Source organism: Chryseobacterium sp. MMS23-Vi53 (assembly GCF_047651245.1).
GTDB lineage: Bacteria > Bacteroidota > Bacteroidia > Flavobacteriales > Weeksellaceae > Chryseobacterium.
In genome coordinates this window covers 4,402,044-4,421,460 of record NZ_CP180265.1, presented here as the reverse complement: position 1 = coordinate 4,421,460, position 19,417 = coordinate 4,402,044, and the positions used below count along the sequence as shown (strand labels likewise).

The following is a 19,417-nucleotide window of genomic DNA, read 5'->3' as shown; positions in this document are numbered from 1 at the left end:
TCTCGGATTGAGAGGTTTTTTTGTTATTCTTTGTCCTGACTTTCTTTTTTCTTTCTTAAAAATCTTCCTGCAAAAAATGTTATTAAAGGAAGAATAATGGAAGGAATTGTATACTTCGGATTTTCTGCAAGATATTCCAAATATCCCCAAAAAGTATTAGTAACAGAGATATTTACATTTACAAATTTCTCTTCTTCAAATAAAATTTCATTATTATCCATCGATTGAAATACAAAAGTAAGATGCGTATTTGATGAATATTTTTTAGGTTTTAAAAGCCATTTCCAAACAATTTCTTTTTGGTTTTTATCTAAAATTTTGATTTCGTCATCATCAGAATTCAATACATCAAAAATATCTTTATCATATTTCATCGTTACTTTTATTTTATTGGTAACCGTCACATTTTTAGATACTTTAATATCAGAAGATTTTATCTTTTTATTATTCGATTCAGTTGCTTCTTTTTGCATTGACGCAATGCTTTTTTCAATATCATTCATATTTACCATCGCTAAAACATTGTAACTGTTGTCTTTGCTCATATCTTTTGGAGCATAAATCAAAGTATTTGCTTTAATCTCTTTTGTCTGAAAAACAGGTTTAGCAGCAACACTATCTTTTTTAGTTATGACTTTAGAAGAATCAGGTTTATTCAAATTGATGGTATCTTTTCCTGAGGAAGTTGCGGCAGTACTGTCTGAAGCAGCTTCTATAGAATCGGGTAAGGTAAGAGTATCTTGTCCTGAAGAAGCTCCTTCAGTTGGAGCAGAATCTTTATTATTACAATGAATACAAAGAAAAATAAGAACAAAGAATATTGTTCTTCTAAGAAAAGTTTTTGTTTTCATGGCTTTTCAGTTAAAGTTTTTAGTTAATATAAAATTACACAAAATCCATCATAATCAATTGATTTAAAATAAAAAACACGACAAAATTGCCGTGTTCTTATATTTTTAAAAGTTTTAAATTTTTACGCCGAATTCCTACTCGCATTAATATTCCCAAACAAAGAACGCGTCACCAGTTTTCCATACGCTTCCAAATCGCCCTCTCCTTTCTGAATTTTCATTAAAGCATATTGCTGAATACTCAACAAAGGCAAAACAATTCTTTCACGGATTTTCACCGATTTTCTGGAAAGCGGATCTTCTTCCTGAAGCATTTTAAAGCCTGTTAATTCAAGCATAATATTTTTGGAAAGATTATATTCATCAAACAAAACATTCCAGAATGCACCGAATTTTGGGTTGTTTTTAATATAATACGTCAGTGGAAAATACGTCTTATTCATACTCATCATCGAGTTCAAAACTAAAGTTTTAAAGAAGTCAGAACCTTTGTACAATTCCCTCACCTCATCAAACCTTCCCTGCTCTTTCATTTGCTGCATCGCAAAACCGAAACCGAAAAATCCGGGAACATTCTGCTTCAACTGAGCCCAAGAACCTACAAACGGAATGGCTCTTAAGTCTTCAAATTTCAATTCGTTTCCTCCTCCTCTTTTCGAAGGGCGGCTTCCAATATTGGTTTTTCCGTAATATTCGAGCGTACTCATTTCCTGCAGATAAGGAACAAACATCGGATGCGCCTTCAAATCTGAATATTTCTGATAACTGATATCCGCCAATTCAATAATTAAAGCTCTTTCTTTTTCCGTTAAATCTTTTTTAGCATTTTTAAAAACATCATTCTCCACACCGGCGGTTAAAAGCTGTTCAAAGTTGTATTTTGCCTGTTCTTTATTTCCGAAAATACTTGTAATTGTTTGCCCTTGAATCGTTAATTCAATTTTATTATTGGCAATCGTCTTTCCCTGAGAAGCATAGAAATCGTGGGTTTTTCCGCCACCTCTTGCGGGAGGTCCGCCTCGACCGTCGAAAAAGACTACTTTAATTCCGTTTTGCTCGGAAAGTTTAGTTAAAACTTCTTTTGCTTTATAAATTTCCCAGTTTGCCTTCAGATAGCCACCGTCTTTCGTTCCGTCTGAGAAACCAAGCATGATTGTCTGCTGATTTCCTCTTTTTGATAAATGCTTTTTATAAATCGGATTTTGATACAATTCAGTCATTACATTTTCGGCATTGGCAAGACCTTCCATCGTCTCGAAAAGCGGAACAATATCCATGTTGATTTCTTCATCCTGATAACCGCAAATCTTGAAAAATGCGTACACATTCATCACATCTTTTACCGCATCGGAATTGGAAATAATATAACGGTTCATCCCTCTCAATCCGTTCAGTTGCTGGATTTCTGAAACTTGGAAAACCGTGCGTAACGTATCTTTTACAATATCTTCAAAGTCATCAGGATTTATTCTTTCTGAGATTTGAATTAATTGATTAAACTTATCTTCAAAACTTGCTTCCTTAGTTCCATTCAATTTAGCAAAAACCGTATCGATTACCTGCTGATGAATTCTGCTGTCCTGACGAACATCCAAAGTCGCAAAATGAGTTCCGAAAATCTTCACACGATCTTTGAAATTCACTAACAGATCGATGAACAAAGAATTGTGTTGCTCAACCAAAATCTTTTCTGCTTCTTCCAGCCTTTTGATGATATCTTCTGCCGTAATTTTTTCGTTTCTGAAAATTGCAGAGTACAATTCGTTGCTCAACTTCGTCAAAACATCAGAAACACCTCTGAAACTCAGTCTTCTTCTTACTGTTTTCAGATTGTTATAATACGCTTTTAAAATCGCAGAATGAAGTTCTTCCGCTACTCTTTTCGTAACATCTGCTGTTACAAAAGGATTTCCGTCGCGATCACCTCCCGGCCAGAAACCAAGCTGGATCAAGTCCTCGTGCAAGTGAAAATGATCGCTTCCGAAAGTCGTTTTTATCTTCGTAAAAAGTTCGCCAATTGTGTCGTAATAAACATATCTCAAATAATAAATAATGCTCAAAGCTTCATCAATCGGAGTTGGTTTTTCTTTGTTTACGAAAGGGGTCTTTCCCAACTGCTGCAACAGCATGTCGATATTGGTGATAGAATCTGTCGTGATCGCGTTTCTCAAATCATGAAGAATTCTCTGCACTGAATTTGGATAAAACTGTGTCGGGTGAGCTGTAAATACAATCTTCACCGCAAAATCTTTAAGTTTTTCACGAATTTTCTCGAGTTTATGGTCTTGTAAAGATCGTTCGTACATATTGGTTACTGTTCCGTTATCACTTTCGGAATGCAGGTTTGGAAAAGCAGCATCTTCAATACTATCGAATAAAACAACCTGTCTTTCAATATATTGTATGATTTTAAAAAGCAGCTCTGTTTTTTGCTCTTCGGCTTGTAAATCGGTATGATTTTTAAAAAATTCTTCAACGATTTCTTCGGGTGTTTTTCCGGCTTCGTAACCGATCTTACTTTCTTCGCAAAGGAAGGGAAGCAACATCCCGATATTCGTCATTTTATCATAAGGCAGGCTCATAAATAATGAATTGTAGATCTGGAACTTATTTTCCACGATCTGCCTGAATTTTTCTGCGCGTTGGTCGTGTATCATATAACAAATGTAGGGGATTTGAACTAATATTAAAATATTAATTTAGGTAAAAAAAAATTAAGTTTTTAATTAAATTAGCAATTAAAAACTAATGGAAAAAATTTGTGTATTTTGTGGAGAGAAACCAGAAAATAAAAATAAAGAACATATCTTACCTCAATGGTTACTTAAATTAACTGGTGATCCTAATAGAATTGTCAAATTTGGAACTGTTAATGGAAAAACCATAAAGTTTAATTGGAAACAATTCACGGCACCAGCATGCACAAAATGTAATGATAGGTATGCTAATTTTGAGGCGGAAATTAAAACTATTATTGAAAAAATATGTTTTAAAGAAGAAATAAATGGTAGGGAAGCTTTGAAAGTTTTGAATTGGCTTGATAAAGTTCGAATAGGTTTATGGTTAAATTATTATTTTCTCGAACAAAATAAGGGAGGAATAATACCTAGGCTATGTATTGATAATAGAAGTGGGAAAAAAGATAGATTCTTACAAATTCATTTTTTAGAATCTGAAACCCACAGCAAAGGATTAAATGCTTTTGGTGTAGAAACTTTCTTATTTCAATACAATCCTTCTTCTTTTGCATTAAAAATCAATAATTTACTTTTAATTAACGGCTCTACCGATTTTATGATTTCTGAAAATTGTGGATTTCCATTCCCAAAAAATATTGAAGTAATAAAGAATGGACAATTATCACTTTCTGGATGGGTATATAATAGAGAAACTAATTTAGATATATATGGAATGAATTTACGTAAAGCTGCTTTAACTTTATATCAACCTATTCAAACCGAATTAACTAATCTTTTTAATTTTTATAATGATTCATATTTAATCCTAAATTGCCTAGATAGAGATAAAAAAATTGGCAATATTTTTTTACTAGAAGATAATCAATTAAAATCAATATACGAATTAGAAAAAAAGATTAAGTATAATTCAATAACAGGAAATGATGTAAGTTATATAGGTGAAATAGTTTCTCAAGTTTATCAATTGCAAATTAATGTTATTAAAAATCTAAAATTTAAACAAGAAAATAGATTCGCAAGAGAAATAGAATTAAATAAAGAATATGCTGAATTTTATACTAAATTTCACGAATATAATAATATTGTCGACAAAAATTAAGTAGCTTTAACTCATATTGAACAATCCCATGAAAAAAACACTCCTATTTCTAATAATAACTCTCCTTTTCATCTCCTGTGAAAAAGACTGCTACAACGCACCACAACCCATCGTTTTCGAGTTCGTCAATTCCAATAATGAAAATCTTATTGCCAACGGAACATTGACGGCTTATTCAATTCAGGACGAAAATAATGTGGGTGTACAACTCACCAAAACATCCGATAATATGGTTATTTTGGAAAATGTGGGCGCTTACAATGGCGTAAAAAATTACAAATTCTATTCTAATGTCAAACTTTTTGATTTTTCAATATACTCATCGGAATTCAAAGGAGGTTGTGATGGTTTTCAAATCAATAAATTAACCTTTACAGGTGTTGGAATCGACGTAACAGACGAAAAAGGATATTACAAAATTGTCTTGCAATAAATCCTGACTTTACTAAATTTGCAAAAACAACAGAATGAAAGTATTATTTCCGGCTTTATTGTTATTATCAGGTTTGGTTTTCGGTCAGAAAGCCGTCCCCTTCGATTTCAAAAAAATTCCGGAAATATTAGATAATACCGAATTACTCTACCCTTTCATCATTCCCAACAAGAGATACAACTACTGGTCGGTTCTTCGTAATAATCCTGATCCTGATAAAGCGATTATTTATGAAAGTCAGGCTCCGGATTTTATGACGATCAATGATCCCGCTCCGGAAAAAGGTTTCTTTCAAAAATGTTTGGGAGAAGACTGTTTTTCATATCTTATTGCTTGCAAAAATAGTCAGTCAAAATATTTTTCCAATGAACAGCAGTTGAGAGATTTCATCGGAACTGTTGATAATCTTCCTGAGGCGATTTTAATTGCCAATACTTATGGATACACTGTGGACTCCTCGAATCCATTAAGCAGTTCTTATAAGACTGATGAAAAATATGTATCTCTGTATCTTTCTAAAATCAACAGTAATTCCGGAATCAAAGATTATTCTTTTATTCAGATCAATAGAAAAACCGGAAAACTGGAAGTAAAAAAATAGGAAGATGGATGGAAACGGGAAGTTACTACTAGGCGTATCTTTTTTAGAATGATCTTAATAACTGCCAACCTCCAGCTCCAAACTTCCAACCAAATTAAATATTTATCGCGCCTTGCCCAGAAGCAATTAAATAAGCATCTTTCAACGTTTCAGAATATGTTGGGTGTGCATAAGAAATTCGGAACATATCCTCTGCTGTAATTTCGTATTCCTGAGCGATAACGCCTTGTGCAATCAAATCTGCAGCTCTTGCTCCGATGACGTGAACGCCCAAAACTTCGCCATATTTCGGATCCACCAAAACTTTGGCAAAACCATCCATATCCATCGAAGCTCTTGCTCTTGCACTTGCCGAAAATGGAAATTTCCCAACGTTGTACGAAATATTATTTTTCTTTAAATATTCTTCGGAATAGCCTACAGAAGCCACTTCCGGCCATGTATACACCACACCCGGAATTCTATCGTAATGAATATGATGTTTTTGTCCGTTGATCGTTTCTGCCACCAAAACACCTTCTTCCTCGGCCTTGTGAGCCAACATTGCGCCACCAATCACATCGCCGATTGCAAAAATATTGGAAACTGCAGTTTGATTATTTTCATAAACTTTAATAAAACCTCTTTCATCCAGCTCTACATTTGTATTTTCTAAGCCCAAGCCTTTGGTAAAAGCCTTTCTTCCGACTGCAACCAAAACATATTCGGCTTCCAGTTCATTTTCTGCTCCATTTTTATCTTTAAACAAAACTTTTGCGGAAGATCCCAAATTCTCAGCTTTGTAAACTCCTTGATTTAAGCGGATATCAATTCCTTCTTTTTTGAGAATTTTCTGAAGATTTTTTCCTAATTCATTATCCATCGTTGAGATCAAGTTATCAGCATATTCCAAAATGGTAACCTGAGTTCCAATACGGTTGAAAATCGATGCCATTTCAACACCAATAACTCCTCCTCCAATAATTACCATTGATTTTGGCAGTTCTTTCAATGACAATGCTTCTGTTGAAGTGATGATTCTCTGTTTATCGATTTCAACTCCCGGAATTGTGGATGGTTTTGAACCTGTTGCGATGATGTAATATTTTGCAGTGACATCGATAGTTTCACTTTCATTCGTCACTTTTATGGTTGAATTATTCACAAAACTTGCCGTTCCTTTCAGCCTTGTGATTTTATTTTTATTCATTAAAAAATCAAGTCCGGCAGTATTTTTTGAGACAACTTCTGCTTTTCTTTTGTACATCTGCTGAAAATCGAGCTCGATCTGGTTTAATTTAATTCCATGCTCATTAAATTTATGCTGAGCGTCTGAAAAATGATGTGTACTGTCCAGCAAAGCCTTTGTAGGAATACATCCAACGTTGGTACACGTTCCTCCCAAAGTATCATATTTTTCAATAATTGCGGTTTTGTAGCCCAATTGCGCCGCTCTGATTGCAGCAACGTATCCACCAGGTCCGGAGCCGATTACGGCGATGTCATAATTTTCCATTTGATTTATTAATTATTTATGATTAAATTTACTTTTATTTTGCAAGTAAAATTAAAACAAAAACTTTCATTTTACAAGTAATATTTTAGATATTGATACTATGAATAAAAAGAGATCAGACTGCCCGATAAGTTGTTCCCTAGAAATGTGGGGAGATAAATGGTCGTTGTTGATTATCCGTGATCTGATGATTAAAAAAGAATGTACTTACGGAGATTTCCTGAAATCCGGAGAGAAAATTGCGACCAATATTCTGGCTTCCCGTCTTCAAAATTTAACGGAAAACGGAATTATTGCAAAAAAAGATCATCCTGATAATAAATTGAAAATTTTATATCATTTAACAGAAAAAGGAATTGATTTAGTTCCTTTGATTGTTGAAATTAATCTTTGGGGAGATAAATATCTCACAATTCCGGATGATAGAAAAAAACTGATTGAGGATATTAAAAAGGATAAGGAGAAGTTTATTAAAAAGGCGAAGGTTTATCTTTCTAGTTGATTTTAAATGATCGAACACGGCCACTCTGTCATTCTGAACGAAATGCAATGGAGTGAAGAATCTCTAAAAGTGCTGTTTAGATTCTTCCTTCGTCAGAATGACAACTAACTGTTATATTATTTCATCAACTGATAGTTTCAATCAAAATTAATCATCATAATTTTAAAATTTCTTTAACTTAAATTTTATTGGGCAATGCGTAAATTTGGATTAAAATAAATTTAAGAACATGCTTAATTTTGAATTTAAAAATCCAACAAAAATACTTTTCGGGAAAGGTGAAATTGCAAAAATTTCAAAAGAAATTCCTCAAGATGCCAAAGTTTTAATGATTTACGGTGGCGGAAGTATCAAAAATAATGGTGTTTACGATCAGGTAAAAGCAGCTTTGAAAGATCATGAAGTTCATGAATTCGGCGGCGTTCCTGCCAATCCTGAATACGAAGTTTTGATCAATGCTTTAAATTTCATTAAAGAAAAAAATATTACTTTCCTTCTAGCAGTTGGTGGCGGTTCTGTGATCGATGGGACAAAATTCCTTTCTGCAGCAGCAAACTACGATGGTGAACCTTGGGAAATCCTGAAAAAACCGGTAAGAACTTTTGAAGGTGAAGGAATGCCTTTCGGAAGCGTTTTAACATTGCCGGCAACAGGTTCTGAAATGAATTCAGGATATGTGATTTCTAGAAGAGAAACCAACGAAAAATTATCAACCGGAGGTCCCGGACTTTTTCCACAATTCTCAGTTTTGGATCCGGAAGTAGTAAGATCTATTCCTCCAAGACAGATTGTAAACGGGTTGACAGATGCTTACACCCATGTTTTAGAACAATACATGACCGCGCCTTCTTCTGCAGATCTACAGGAGAGAATTGCTGAAAGTATTTTAATCAGCTTACAGGAAACAGCGCCAAAAGTTTTGGCAGATGAATTTAATTACGATGCTGCCGGAAATTTCATGTGGTGCTGTACAATGGCTTTGAATGGTTTAATTCAAAAAGGAGTAATTACAGACTGGGCGGTTCATGCGATGGGACACGAATTGACGGCTTATTTTGGAATCGATCACGCAAGAACTTTAGCCATCATTGCGCCTTCTCATTACCGTTATAATTTTGAAGCTAAAAAAGGAAAATTGGCTCAATATGCAGAAAGAGTTTGGGGAATTAAAGACGGAACTGTTGAGGAAAAAGCAGAATTAGGAATTCAAAAACTGGAAGAATTTTTCCATAGCTTACATATTCAGACTAAACTTTCAGAATATACAGAAGACTTCAACGGAACTGCAGAACGCGTTGAAAAAGCCTTTACAGAAAGGAATTGGCTGGGTCTTGGTGAATACAAAAAACTGACTCCCAAAGATGCTTACAAGATTGTGGAGATGAGTTATTAATAAAGTAGGAAGCTTGAGAGTGGATGAGGGAAGTTTTCCCATTTCGTATTAAAAAAATAAACGATTTGATAGTAGACTTCCCGCATCCATCTTCAAACTACCAGCCTAAATTATTTTTTCTACAAACATTCGTTTAAAAAACCTTAATTTCATTACAGATATTTCAAATTTATTTATATTTTAGCATATTCTTAAATTTGTGAAAATGAAAAAACAATTACTTTTATTTGCCTTTTCAGCGTTAGCGCTTTCTTCTTGTTCAGATGATGATATCCAAGGTTATGAAATGGATATGATGAAAGGTGAGTGGAAAACTGTAAAAAGAGAAGTTATTTCAGGAAAAGACGATAAAACAGTAATTTCTACAGACGTTCCTACAGGATGCTCTGCAAAAAACATTACAGAGTATAGAACAGACTACTACACTTCTTATTCTGCATACACAGGAGTTGGAGCGGACTGTCAGTTAAATACAAAAAGTGAAGGAACATACGATTACAATACTGATACGAAAGAATTGGTCATTAAATATAAAAATGATAGTCCAAGAAAATATCAGGTTGTTGTTCTTACAAGCTCTGAAATGAGATTGAAACAAATGTTTAATAATATAGACGAAAACGGAGATATGATAATTGATGTCAGTTACATTTCTTACAAAAGATAAAACACAAAAACTCTCGAATATTTCGGGAGTTTTTTAATGAAAAAGAAAAATTTTAATATTAATTTAAAAAATTATTAAAACAATGAAGAAGATTTTTTCAGCATTCTTATTGCTGACTTTTGTCCTTTTCTTTTCACAGGAAAAAAAGCCGATGTTTTGGCAGGACATTCAGAATTTCAAAACATTAGATCAACAAAATCCTCCGGTGAAAGGTGCTATTCTTTTAGTGGGAAGTTCATCTTTCACAAAATGGACGGATGTTGCGAATTATTTTCCGAATAAAACGATTATCAACAGAGGTTTTGGAGGTTCTCGTTTAACTGATCTTAATTATTTTGCGAATGATCTTTTAAATTATCAACCCAAGCAAATTATTATCTATTGCGGTGAAAACGATTTTGCAGACAATGATAAACTTAAAGCAGAAGTTGTAGTCGACAGATTTAAAGAATTCTATAAAAAAATCCGTGCAAAATTCCCGAAAACTGAGGTAGATTATATTTCCATTAAGTATTCTCCAAGCCGCGAAAAGCTCTGGCCACAAATGAAAATCGCCAACGAAAAAATCGCCGCTTTTATGAAAAAAGAGAAAAATGCAGAATTTATCGACATTACAAAAGTAATGCAGGATGCCAACGGAAACGTAAGAAAAGATCTTTTCGTAGGAGATATGCTTCATATGACTCCGGAAGGTTACAAACTGTGGACTTCTGTGATGAATCCTTATATGAAATAACTTTTAACCATGATAAAAAAACGAATAACCATTTTAATTCCAATTTTCATTTTTTCTTTATTTTTTGCTCAAAAAGAAAAGAAAAACGGGCTCAACAAAGAAAAATTAGTTCAAGAGCTTTCTGACAATGCTTGTAAATGTGCAGATTCAATTCCCTTACTCAATAGAACTAAAGATGCTATTTTAAAAGATGTTCATCGTTGTATTGATGAACAGGCAGGAGCTTTACAAATGGGTATTTTATTAGGAAGTGCAGAAGAACTGGAAAAAACCGCTCCGGTTGTAAATGGTAAAAAGCAAATATCTTTAAACTTTAATACTGATAAAGATTCTGAACAATATATTGAAAGTTACAATGAACTTGAAAGATATTTGATGAGAAACTGTAATGCTGTAAAAAAAGCTGCAATAACAACAGAAACCAGAGATGAAGGGTTTTCGAAGGATAAAGAAGCAATGGATTTTTACCATAAAGGACAAAATGCTGTAGATAAGGAAAACTTTAAGGAAGCAATCATTAATTTTGAAAAGGCTGTAAAAAAAGATCCGAAATTCATTTATGCTTGGGATGCTTTAGGTATTAATTATAGAAAAGCTGGAGAGTTCGATAAAGCTATTTTTGCTTATAAAAAATCTTTAGAACTAGATCCAAAAGGGAAAATGGCTTTGCAAAATCTTCCTATTGTATATATTTATAAAAAAGAATTTCAAAAAGCGATTGATGCTTATATGGATCTAGACAAAATGTATCCTGAAGATCCTGAAGTTTATTATGGTGCTGGTAATGTTTATTTTAATGCATTAAAAGATGATGAAAAAGGTTTGGATTACGTATGTAAAGCATATCGAATTTATACCAATCAAAAATCTCCTTATAGAACTGATGCAGAAGCTTTACTAAGTTCTATTTATAAAAGCATGAAAGAAAAAGGAAAAACTGAAAAATTCAAAGAAATTCTAAAAAACAATAACATACAGTTTGACTAAATAAAAGCTCCCAAATCGGGAGCTTTTTTTAGGACTTTACATAATATAATAAATTTGGAACTCGTCTCTTTTTTTCATTTCTTTGCCGAAAATTAATAACAATAAATTAAACAATGAAGAAATTCTTATTTCTAGCAGTAGTTTCTACTATTGCCTTAGGATCTTGTAGCAACGATGACGACGAAGACCTTTCAACAACAGTCGTAGGAACTTGGAAACCCTCAATGGAAAAAGTACTTTCAGGAAGTAATGGAGCCGTACTTTCAACCGATAATTTTGATACTTGCTACAAAAAAAGTACATTTAATTTCAAATCAAACAATACATTATCTACCAACACTTACGAAAATGTAAGCGGCACATGTACAAACTACGGAGAGCAGAACATATCTTACTCTTACAATCATTCAGGCAAGAAAATTACTATTGATGGTGATGATTACGAAGTAATTAGCCATACTCAAAATGAGTTTCAAATAGTAGGTGATTATGATGATAGAAATGGCGATAATATTGAAGATAAAATCGTTTTGGTTTTAACAAGATAACAACTTTTCCATAAAAAAAATCCCTCAAATTGAGGGATTTTTTTTATTTCTTTCTTTTAGATTTCGATATCGCTTTTTGCTGGGCTCTGTTTGCTCCAAATTTCTTAGGCGCTTTTCTTTTCGAAGGACCACCCCAGTTTTCTTTGGTGTTCTTCGCTTTCTTCTCGTGGAACGCTCCTCCTCCTTCATTCAGTTTTACCTGAGCAGGATTTTTCATCACGATTTGTTCCTCTTCTGAAGCGATCTTTTTAGGATTAATTTTAACCTCTGTAGGGAAATCGATGTATTTTAATTCTTTATCCATCAACAATTCGATGTCTAAAGCAAGTGCTTCTTCTTTTTTGGTTACAAAAGTTACCGCTTTACCATCTTTGTCCGCTCTACCCGTTCTACCAATTCTGTGAATGTATTGTTCAGGAATATCAGGAGTTTCAAAATTGATAACGTGTGTAATATCAGAGATATCCAGACCTCTTGCCATTACATCTGTTGTAATTAATCCTTTAATTTCTTCATTCTCAAAACGTTTCATTGCTTTTAATCTGTAGTTCTGAGATTTATTCGAGTGAATTACATCAAATTGTTCAGGGAAAAGCTCATCAATTTTTGTAAATAAAAGGTCTGCATTTTTCTTATTATTAGTAAAAATCAATACTTTCGACATATCGGCATCGGTCTTCAACAAATGCTCCAATAAATTAATCTTAGTATTAAAATTTTCTACTTTATAACCAGTCTGTTCAATTTTTTCAAGCGGAGTTCCCGATTTAGCTAATGAAATTTCAACAGGGCTTGCGAAATATTCGTCAAGCATATCATCCACAGCTTCCGTCATCGTTGCAGAGAACAAAATGTTTTGTCTCTTTTCTTTCATCATTTCGAAAATGTGCGTCAACTGCGGTCTGAAACCAAGATTCAACATTTCATCAAACTCATCAATGATTAATTTCTGAACTTCTTTTAGCGAAATTGCATTATCAATCGCTAAATCCATCACTCTTCCCGGAGTTCCCACCAAAATATCGCAACCATTATCAAACAATAATTTTTGTGTATTGATATTTTTTCCGCCGTAAATTCCGATTACTCTTGCAGTTGTATTCTCCGTCAGTTTTTCAACGATTTCCGATACCTGAACCACCAATTCTCGCGTAGGAACAAGCACCAAAACGGTTGGATTTCCTGTTTTGTTGTATTTCCAAGTCTTAAGAACAGGTAAAAGATATGCCAATGTTTTTCCGGTTCCGGTTTGTGCAATTCCCATTACATCTCGTCCGGAAAGTATTGGTTTAATACTTTTTTCCTGAATAGGCGTAGGTTCAAATAAGTTAAGATCCGCTAAAACATCAAGAATTTTAACCGGAAGGTCAAAATCTGCAAAAGTGAGTTTTTCCATTTTGCAAAGATAGGTAATTAATTTTTTAACTTCGGAGGGAAGCTTGAAGATGGATGACGGAAGTTTTGTAAGCGTAAATTCTTGCATCTTCAGTCTCAGACCTCTAACTAAAAAAATTAATTAATCTTTACGCTTTTGCTAATAATTTTAATATCATCATCTTTCCAAACGCTGGTCATTATGATGACATATCCTTTCTTTTTCGGATCTTTCTTAATAGGAAATTTTTCGTCTTCCCATTGTGAACAGTGGGTCGAAATCGGAGAAACCAAAGGTTCCCATTTGTCTTTTTTTAATGTATAAACGTACAACGGATGCCAACAGCTTGTGCACCAATCTGGATAAAAACCAATGTCGTCTTTTCCGTCGTTATTTAAGTCTTTAAGATTGTATAAAGTCCCATTTTTTGCAGGTGAAATGGTGAATGGCTTTATATTTTTATCACTGAAATAAATGACAGTTTCACACTTTCCATCACATTCATCGCTGCAATCATTGACCTTTGTGTAAGCATATTCACTTTTTCCATCGCCATTGAAATCGCCCAGAATTCCTTCTTTTTCTTGAGCGAAATGAAAGGTGCTAAAAAATGTAAAGAATGATAGTATAATCGTTTTCATTTAATTAATTTGATTTTTTTAACTATTATTTCCTCGTAATTCTTAGCAAAATAATAATTACCAATAAAATCGAAAAAATAAAACCTAGAACTGCAACCAAAGACATTTCTCCAATTCGGGGGCCTGATTCCGAAACAAAAACAATCGCGGTCGCAATAATATTCGCTCCTAAAATCATGGCTAAAATTAAATTAACAATACTTGATTTTATTAATTGATTGGTCTTTTCAATATTCTTTATTTCGCTGGAAACAGTGAATTTATTTTCGTCTAATTTTTGTAAAACAGAACGTAATTCTTTCGGAATTTCATCAACATTATCGGTGAAAGTAAGCATTCTGTCCATTCCGGTTTTTACAATATTCTTTGGATTGATCTTTTTTGTGAATATTTTCTTTGTATAAGGATTCAAGCTTTTCACAATATCCAAATCAGGATTGATGGTTCGTCCAACGCCTTCTATCAGACCGATTCCTTTAAATAAAAGATAAAAGTAATCCGGCATGTACAAACGGTTATCTTTTAAAACATCCTTCATTTTATTGATAATCGATTGAGGATTTATTTCTTTTAAAGAAGTACTGTGAACAAAATTAAGAATATCTTCAACATCGCTTTCAAATCTTCTTTCGTCAGGAATTTGATAGCTTACCGCCATTTTTTTCAGATAACGAACAATTTTGTGTGGATTTTTAGCTACAAAACTTACAATTAGATTTTCAAGGATTTCCTTATCATTAGGTGGAATTTTTCCTACCGCACCAAAATCTATAAAAACAACTTTTCCGTCTTTTTTAACTAATATATTTCCCGCATGAGGATCGGCATGGAAAAAGCCATAATCTAAAATCTGAGTAACAAAAAGCCTTAAACCAACCTCAGAAATAGTAACAGGATCAATATTGTATTTTAAAAGTGTCGCAGTATCCGTAACCTTGATTCCATCAATAAATTCCATACAAAGAACATTATTGTTGGAAAATTCTTCGTAAATTTTTGGAACGTAGGTTTCTTTATTATTTTTGAAATTTCTTCTGAATTGTAGAATATTTTCCTTTTCATTAATTAAAGAAACTTCTTCCAGTAAAGATTTTTCAAAAGTGGAAATCGCCTGCTTCAAATTCAGCTTCTCTCCTAGTTCAGAATACGATGAAACCAGTTTTTCTAAATCTTTAATCAACAGCAAATCATCTTCAATAACCGTCTGAACATCAGCTTTTTTAATTTTCAAAATAACTTCAGAACCATCAATTAAAGTAGCTTTGTAAACCTGCGCAATCGAAGCTGTTGCTAACGGATCTTTCTGAATGTCAGAAAAATGCTCATTAACGGAAATATTAAATTCATTTTCAAGAATTTCTTCAACATTCATTTCAACCATATCTACTTTATCCTGAAGTTTTTGCAACTCCTGAATCAATTCTGGTGGAAGAAGATCCTCCCTGTTACTGAATGTCTGACCAAGCTTTACAAAAGTAGGTCCCAGCTCTTCCAAAACCAATCGTATTCTCTCGTAGACAGTACCTTTTGAAACAACTTCATCTGCATTATTGGGAATTTCTATCTGTTTATTCCCGCTTTTCATTCGTGCCAAAACGTCTTTAAAACCGTATTTACTTAACACGGAAATTAGTTTAGCGGATCTTTTTAGTTTTCTTTGTTGTTTATCGAACATGTCTTGAAATGTTGATGCAATTTAATTCAAAAATTATTCCTTTTAAGAATTTACTAATTTCTTTTGTCTTGAAACAAAAGAAACAAAAGAAACAAAAGTTCAAGACTTGAAAACTTTCGTTAATTTTTTATTTTCTTAAAATCGGTGAACCTTGACAAGGCTCTTCCATAATTTCCCTTCCAATTTGTCATTCTGAAAGAACGTAGCGGATTGAAGAATCTATTTTAAACGCAAAGATCGCTAAGATTTTCTTTAAAATGTTTGAAAATATTTCTTGTTCGCAAAGGCGTTCCACTCAGCAAATGATAACAAAGTGATTCAAACTTTCATTTTTATCTTTTCAATTTAGTTCCATCTAGTTTGTGGTTATTTTTCTATTGTTTAATGAAGTGACTTCCACCCTAGCCCCGATTGCAACGGTTACCCCGCAACTGCGTGGGAGAGTTAGAAGGTTTTAGCGTTGGAGCGCTGTTGGCGTGAGAAGTATGAGTGGAAAGCGGGAAACAGCTTCAAAAAAAATTAAATTAAATTAAATTAAAATATCAATTTCAAAGATATTTTTTAACTTTACAATACCAAAACATTAAAACTAGACTCTAAAAATATTAAAATGAAAAATTTAAAGAAAGTATCAAGACAACAAATGAAAAGTATCGCAGGAAGCGGAATCATTAAAAACTGTTCAAACAAATGCTGTCCGGATGACGGAAGACCAAGATGTCCGGGATTGATTTGTCCGGCTGTTCTTTGTCCGCAGCTTGCTTAGGTTAACAATAAATTGTTAGATAAAATAAACGAAAAGACTGCATCCAGGTGCAGTCTTATTTTATTTTAAATAGGTTTCGTAAAGGTCTTTTCGTCGGTCTTTCATCACCTGAACAGAGCCGTGGTGATGGAGATCTTTCAGTAAATTTAAGTCTACATCGACAATTAAAGTCATTTCCGTATTTGGAGTGGCTTCCCCTTTCACTGCATTCGATGGAAAGGCAAAATCTGATGGTGTGAAAACCGCAGCCTGACCAAATTGAATGTCCATATTGTTGACACCCGGAAGATTTCCGACGCAACCTGCAATGGCAACATAACACTCGTTTTCAATCGCTCTAGCTGCCGCGCAATGACGAACACGCATGTAAGCGTTCTGTGTATCAGTAAGATAAGGCACAAAAAGAATTTTCATTCCCTGATCTGCTAAAATTCTTGGAAGTTCCGGAAACTCAACATCATAGCAAATTACCAAACCTATTTTTCCGCAATCGGTATCGAAAACTTTGATCTCACTTCCGCCTTTCATTCCGTAATATTTTCTCTCGTTTGGCGTAATATGAATTTTTCTGTATTCATCGATTCTTCCGTCTCTGTGAAGAAGATAACTCACGTTGTACAGCTCATAATTTTCGAAAACAGGCATGCTTCCTGAAATAATATTAACATTATAACTGATCGCCAATTCTGAAATTCTTTGCTTGATTTCTTCCGTTAATTTTGCCAACTCGATCATACTGTCTCTCTCCGAAAGCTTATTGAACGGAGCCAATAAAGGAGTGTTGAACAACTCCGGAAACAACACGAAATCAGACTTATAATCACCCATTACATTGACAAAAAACTCAACCTGCTCGTAAAAAGCATTCACATCTTTAAAATGCCTCATCTGCCACTGTACCAATCCAAGACGAATGATGCTGTCCTGCATTGTATTTGGTTTTTTGCTGTAATAAATGTTGTTCCATTGAAGAAGAACTGCATTTTCTTTTGACGATTCATCTTCGGGAAGATATTTCTTTAAAACCCTGATTGGGAGAAAGTTATTCGAAAGCTGGAAGGACAAAACCGGATCGTAAATTTCCTTATCTCTTACTCTTCTAATGTATTCTCTTGGTGATAATTCGCTGTGTTTATGATAATTGGGAATTCTGCCACCTAAAACGATAGATTTTAAATTGAGAAGTTCACAAAGCTCTTTTCTTGCGTCGTACAATCTTCTTCCCAGACGAAGTTCACGGAATTCGGGATCTACAAAAACCTCGATTCCATACAAGACATCGCCTGTTGCGGAATGGGTATTAAAGGTATAATTTCCTGTGATATCACTGTACGTATGATCATCGCCGAATTCATTATAATTGACAATAATGGAAAGCGCCACTGCAGCCAATTTCCCATCAACAGTGATGCAGATTTGCCCTTGTGGAAATATTCTTGTGAGCTTTTCTATACTTTTCTTAGACCAGATTGATTCTGACATTTGCGGATATGCACGCTTCATTGTTATTACTAATTCATCGTAATCCTGTACTGTCAGTGGTCTTGTTTCTATTTGCATTTGATGTAATTTTACTTAAATTTAGGGAAAATTCAACATTTATTAATTAAACTTACTTAAATTTTTAAGCATCAAAAATTTACAAATTCTTTATTGACGTTTTAAAATGTTTATATACAGTTTGTCATTCCGTAGGAATCTAGATATCATTATTAAATTTATTTTAAATCATTGTTTAGATTCCTACAGAATGACAAATCCTGTGTATTTTTCCAATATTGAATTACCAACTAAAACGATAGCCCTGATGTTCTATGTTAATATGCAAATTCTTCAAGTTAAAATTTTAAAGTTTTTCTGATAATCTGCTTGATAAGCTATTTTATTTTTGACCACACCGAAACAGATTCTTAAGAGTTTATTACAAACGGCAATCAATGCCAATTTCTTAGGTTTGCCTTTGGCCAATAATCTTAAATAAAGTTCTTTGCAGTGAACGTTGTGTTTTATTGCGGTCCACGAGCAAACATACAGTAGACTTCTGATATGAGTTTTAGAGGTTCTGCACTTTCCCGGAGAATAACATTTTTTTCCAGACTGATAAATTCTGGGAGCCAATCCAAAATATTTAACCAATGACTTTGCAGATTCAAAATTCTTAAAACCGGAAGTTGCTGCCATTAATTGTAATGAAGTCTTTTCGCCAATTCCCGATACACTTTGTATTAAATCCTTCACTTCCTTAAACTCTTCATCCTGAAGTTTTGGAAGGCGTTGCTCAACTTCATTGATTTCTTTTTCCAACTGTTTCAACCTCCTTTCATAATGCTTTTCTGTATCTGGATTTAGGTAAGGATTAAAACGAAGCGATTTTAGTTTTACAGCATATCGGCGTTTTTCTTCTTCCAAATCATTCAACAGTTTAATCTCTTGGTCAAGATGTTCAATCTCAATACTTTTGGGCATGTAATTCTCAGGACGGAACATCTCACCATAAAGCCTGATCAACTTGGCGTCTTCGGCATCAGTTTTTGTAATAATATTTTTCATCCTTGCAAAATGCTTGACAGACATACAGTTTATAAGGCTGGATTCAAAATCTTTACCCAAAGAAAAATGAAGAATTCTACTACTGTAATTACCGGTAGCTTCAATAACAAAACAATAATCATCTGAGGATATTTTCTTTAAAAATGATAATATCGAGCGCTGATTGTTTTCGATATTACTAATTTGATCCTGACCATTGTGATCATTAAAACTCAACGTTAAAAACTTAGACCCTACATCTACTCCAATCACTTTTTTTGATAATTTTGCCATCATAAATCTTTTTTATAAAGAGGTTTTCTTCTGATCCATCATGGTAAAAGTTATTACCAACAATGTTCTATCCGGATTTGGAAGAAAACAGCAGCAGGGGAATAAAATCAGGGGCGATATCTATCT

The 19,417-nt window shown here is 33.5% G+C and carries 18 protein-coding genes; 10 read left to right on the top strand and 8 right to left on the bottom strand.

The window, feature by feature from the left end:
* Positions 1-23: 23 nt before the first annotated feature.
* Both ACKX2A_RS19675 and ACKX2A_RS19670 read right to left on the bottom strand, forming a co-directional pair.
* Positions 24-851: a hypothetical protein gene (locus ACKX2A_RS19675; RefSeq protein ID WP_415326685.1), complete on the bottom strand. Its 828-nt coding sequence runs from the start codon at positions 849-851 to the stop codon at positions 24-26.
* Between the two features lie 122 nt (positions 852-973).
* Entirely contained in the window at positions 974-3,508 is a 2,535-nt protein-coding gene (locus tag ACKX2A_RS19670) for a phosphoenolpyruvate carboxylase (RefSeq protein WP_415326683.1), read from the bottom strand.
* A 91-nt stretch (positions 3,509-3,599) separates the two neighbouring features.
* On the opposite strand from ACKX2A_RS19670, the gene ACKX2A_RS19665 reads away from it, so the two are divergent.
* From ACKX2A_RS19665 to ACKX2A_RS19655, 3 genes are read left to right on the top strand one after another with little or no spacing between them, the layout of a single operon-like run.
* Positions 3,600-4,649 carry a hypothetical protein gene (locus tag ACKX2A_RS19665; protein WP_415326681.1) on the top strand — a complete coding sequence of 350 codons (1,050 nt, stop codon included), beginning with the start codon at positions 3,600-3,602 and terminating at the stop codon, positions 4,647-4,649.
* A 28-nt stretch (positions 4,650-4,677) separates the two neighbouring features.
* A complete protein-coding gene (locus ACKX2A_RS19660) occupies positions 4,678-5,082 on the top strand; it encodes a hypothetical protein (RefSeq protein WP_415326680.1) in 405 nt (134 codons plus the stop codon).
* 34 nt (positions 5,083-5,116) lie between these two features.
* The gene (locus tag ACKX2A_RS19655; protein WP_415326678.1) at positions 5,117-5,683 is read left to right on the top strand and encodes a hypothetical protein; all 567 of its coding nucleotides are present in this window, start codon (positions 5,117-5,119) and stop codon (positions 5,681-5,683) included.
* Between the two features lie 94 nt (positions 5,684-5,777).
* Here the strand turns inward: ACKX2A_RS19655 and lpdA are convergent, their stop codons facing one another.
* On the bottom strand, positions 5,778-7,178 hold the full coding sequence (gene lpdA, locus ACKX2A_RS19650; protein WP_415326677.1) for a dihydrolipoyl dehydrogenase: 1,401 nt from the start codon (positions 7,176-7,178) through the stop codon (positions 5,778-5,780).
* A gap of 100 nt (positions 7,179-7,278) precedes the next feature.
* On the opposite strand from lpdA, the gene ACKX2A_RS19645 reads away from it, so the two are divergent.
* The 6 genes from ACKX2A_RS19645 (at position 7,279) to ACKX2A_RS19620 (ending at position 12,011) form a co-directional block, all read left to right on the top strand.
* Positions 7,279-7,680, top strand: a complete 402-nt coding sequence (locus tag ACKX2A_RS19645) for a winged helix-turn-helix transcriptional regulator (protein ID WP_415326675.1) — start codon at positions 7,279-7,281, stop codon at positions 7,678-7,680.
* Positions 7,681-7,909: 229 nt separating this feature from the next.
* Positions 7,910-9,073, top strand: a complete 1,164-nt coding sequence (locus ACKX2A_RS19640; RefSeq protein WP_415326674.1) for an iron-containing alcohol dehydrogenase — start codon at positions 7,910-7,912, stop codon at positions 9,071-9,073.
* Positions 9,074-9,278: 205 nt separating this feature from the next.
* Positions 9,279-9,740, top strand: coding sequence for a lipocalin family protein (locus ACKX2A_RS19635; RefSeq protein WP_415326673.1), 462 nt, complete (start codon positions 9,279-9,281; stop codon positions 9,738-9,740).
* An 82-nt stretch (positions 9,741-9,822) separates the two neighbouring features.
* Positions 9,823-10,476 carry a GDSL-type esterase/lipase family protein gene (locus tag ACKX2A_RS19630; RefSeq protein WP_415326672.1) on the top strand — a complete coding sequence of 218 codons (654 nt, stop codon included), beginning with the start codon at positions 9,823-9,825 and terminating at the stop codon, positions 10,474-10,476.
* Between the two features lie 9 nt (positions 10,477-10,485).
* Complete coding sequence (locus ACKX2A_RS19625; protein WP_415326671.1) at positions 10,486-11,463, top strand: tetratricopeptide repeat protein; 978 nt, start codon at positions 10,486-10,488, stop codon at positions 11,461-11,463.
* A 113-nt stretch (positions 11,464-11,576) separates the two neighbouring features.
* Positions 11,577-12,011 (top strand): lipocalin family protein, encoded by a 435-nt coding sequence (locus tag ACKX2A_RS19620; RefSeq protein WP_415326670.1) that lies wholly within the window; start codon positions 11,577-11,579, stop codon positions 12,009-12,011.
* A gap of 43 nt (positions 12,012-12,054) precedes the next feature.
* Here the strand turns inward: ACKX2A_RS19620 and ACKX2A_RS19615 are convergent, their stop codons facing one another.
* From ACKX2A_RS19615 to ACKX2A_RS19605, 3 genes are all read right to left on the bottom strand, one after another.
* The gene (locus tag ACKX2A_RS19615) at positions 12,055-13,407 is read right to left on the bottom strand and encodes a DEAD/DEAH box helicase (protein WP_415329509.1); all 1,353 of its coding nucleotides are present in this window, start codon (positions 13,405-13,407) and stop codon (positions 12,055-12,057) included.
* Between the two features lie 116 nt (positions 13,408-13,523).
* Positions 13,524-14,027 carry a hypothetical protein gene (locus tag ACKX2A_RS19610; protein WP_415326668.1) on the bottom strand — a complete coding sequence of 168 codons (504 nt, stop codon included), beginning with the start codon at positions 14,025-14,027 and terminating at the stop codon, positions 13,524-13,526.
* Between the two features lie 25 nt (positions 14,028-14,052).
* Positions 14,053-15,651 (bottom strand): ABC1 kinase family protein, encoded by a 1,599-nt coding sequence (locus tag ACKX2A_RS19605; protein ID WP_415326666.1) that lies wholly within the window; start codon positions 15,649-15,651, stop codon positions 14,053-14,055.
* Between the two features lie 661 nt (positions 15,652-16,312).
* Between ACKX2A_RS19605 and ACKX2A_RS19600 the strand changes: the two genes are divergently transcribed.
* Positions 16,313-16,468: a bacteriocin-like protein gene (locus ACKX2A_RS19600; RefSeq protein WP_415326664.1), complete on the top strand. Its 156-nt coding sequence runs from the start codon at positions 16,313-16,315 to the stop codon at positions 16,466-16,468.
* A 60-nt stretch (positions 16,469-16,528) separates the two neighbouring features.
* On the opposite strand, the gene ACKX2A_RS19595 is transcribed toward ACKX2A_RS19600, so the two are convergent.
* Entirely contained in the window at positions 16,529-18,028 is a 1,500-nt protein-coding gene (locus ACKX2A_RS19595) for a nitrilase-related carbon-nitrogen hydrolase (RefSeq protein WP_415326662.1), read from the bottom strand.
* A 273-nt stretch (positions 18,029-18,301) separates the two neighbouring features.
* Positions 18,302-19,294 (bottom strand): IS110 family transposase, encoded by a 993-nt coding sequence (locus tag ACKX2A_RS19590; protein ID WP_415326660.1) that lies wholly within the window; start codon positions 19,292-19,294, stop codon positions 18,302-18,304.
* Between the last annotated feature and the right edge of the window lie 123 nt (positions 19,295-19,417).

Excerpts from the sequence above, each read along its gene's own strand:
- ACKX2A_RS19590 (WP_415326660.1), bottom strand. The coding sequence starts at position 19,294 with ATGATGGCAAAATTATCAAAAAAAGTGATTGGAGTAGATGTAGGGTCT.
- ACKX2A_RS19660 (WP_415326680.1), top strand. The coding sequence starts at position 4,678 with ATGAAAAAAACACTCCTATTTCTAATAATAACTCTCCTTTTCATCTCC.
- ACKX2A_RS19610 (WP_415326668.1), bottom strand. The coding sequence starts at position 14,027 with ATGAAAACGATTATACTATCATTCTTTACATTTTTTAGCACCTTTCAT.
- ACKX2A_RS19615 (WP_415329509.1), bottom strand. The coding sequence starts at position 13,407 with ATGGAAAAACTCACTTTTGCAGATTTTGACCTTCCGGTTAAAATTCTT.
- ACKX2A_RS19595 (WP_415326662.1), bottom strand. The coding sequence starts at position 18,028 with ATGCAAATAGAAACAAGACCACTGACAGTACAGGATTACGATGAATTA.
- ACKX2A_RS19655 (WP_415326678.1), top strand. The coding sequence starts at position 5,117 with ATGAAAGTATTATTTCCGGCTTTATTGTTATTATCAGGTTTGGTTTTC.
- ACKX2A_RS19640 (WP_415326674.1), top strand. The coding sequence starts at position 7,910 with ATGCTTAATTTTGAATTTAAAAATCCAACAAAAATACTTTTCGGGAAA.
- ACKX2A_RS19635 (WP_415326673.1), top strand. The coding sequence starts at position 9,279 with ATGAAAAAACAATTACTTTTATTTGCCTTTTCAGCGTTAGCGCTTTCT.
- ACKX2A_RS19620 (WP_415326670.1), top strand. The coding sequence starts at position 11,577 with ATGAAGAAATTCTTATTTCTAGCAGTAGTTTCTACTATTGCCTTAGGA.
- ACKX2A_RS19665 (WP_415326681.1), top strand. The coding sequence starts at position 3,600 with ATGGAAAAAATTTGTGTATTTTGTGGAGAGAAACCAGAAAATAAAAAT.
- ACKX2A_RS19675 (WP_415326685.1), bottom strand. The coding sequence starts at position 851 with ATGAAAACAAAAACTTTTCTTAGAAGAACAATATTCTTTGTTCTTATT.
- lpdA (WP_415326677.1), bottom strand. The coding sequence starts at position 7,178 with ATGGAAAATTATGACATCGCCGTAATCGGCTCCGGACCTGGTGGATAC.
- ACKX2A_RS19625 (WP_415326671.1), top strand. The coding sequence starts at position 10,486 with ATGATAAAAAAACGAATAACCATTTTAATTCCAATTTTCATTTTTTCT.
- ACKX2A_RS19630 (WP_415326672.1), top strand. The coding sequence starts at position 9,823 with ATGAAGAAGATTTTTTCAGCATTCTTATTGCTGACTTTTGTCCTTTTC.
- ACKX2A_RS19600 (WP_415326664.1), top strand. The coding sequence starts at position 16,313 with ATGAAAAATTTAAAGAAAGTATCAAGACAACAAATGAAAAGTATCGCA.
- ACKX2A_RS19670 (WP_415326683.1), bottom strand. The coding sequence starts at position 3,508 with ATGATACACGACCAACGCGCAGAAAAATTCAGGCAGATCGTGGAAAAT.
- ACKX2A_RS19645 (WP_415326675.1), top strand. The coding sequence starts at position 7,279 with ATGAATAAAAAGAGATCAGACTGCCCGATAAGTTGTTCCCTAGAAATG.